At 64.2% G+C, this 519-nt stretch carries 1 protein-coding gene; it reads left to right on the top strand.

The window, feature by feature from the left end; genetic code table 11:
* Positions 1-247 precede the first annotated feature (247 nt).
* The coding region (locus tag GVY64_RS37095) for a DoxX family protein (protein ID WP_159851376.1) at positions 248-519 on the top strand (272 nt) is incomplete at its 3' end.

The raw sequence follows: 519 nt of genomic DNA, 5'->3' as shown, positions 1-519 counted from the left end.
ACCAGTACCGCCGCCTGGCCACCCGCTGGGAACGACGCACCGACATCCACCAAGGATTCCTCGACCTCGCCGCCGCCCTCATCTGCTGGCGAAGACTCCGCAACCGAACCTGATAGGCGCTCTAAGGGCCAGCGCCCAGCAGATCCGGTCGTCGATCACGGCTTCACGCTCCCCCGTCTTCAATAGTTGAGGATTATCAATGATTTGTTACGTTCAAGAGTGTATGCCTACAAGATGGAGTTCCGTCATGTACATCGCTTATACCGTCGTCGCTGTGCTGCTCTCGCTCATACTGCTGGCCTCGGCGCGGGACAAACTGGTCCGCAACCCGGCGCGGATGGCGGACATGGAGTCCATCGGGGTGCCGCTGACGTGGATCCCGTGGCTGGCGACAGCAGAGATCGCCGGCGCCGCCGGTCTCCTGGCCGGCATCTGGTTCGCCCCGCTGGGCGTCGCCGCCGCGATCGGTCTGGTGCTGTACTTCGTGGGCGCAGTCGGAGCGCATCTGCGCGGCGGCGA

Origin of the sequence: Nocardia sp. CY41, assembly GCF_009829325.1 — a bacterium.
Lineage (GTDB): Bacteria > Actinomycetota > Actinomycetes > Mycobacteriales > Mycobacteriaceae > Nocardia.
Note: the sequence above shows the minus strand (reverse complement) of the source record. Positions and strands in the feature narration are given on the sequence as shown.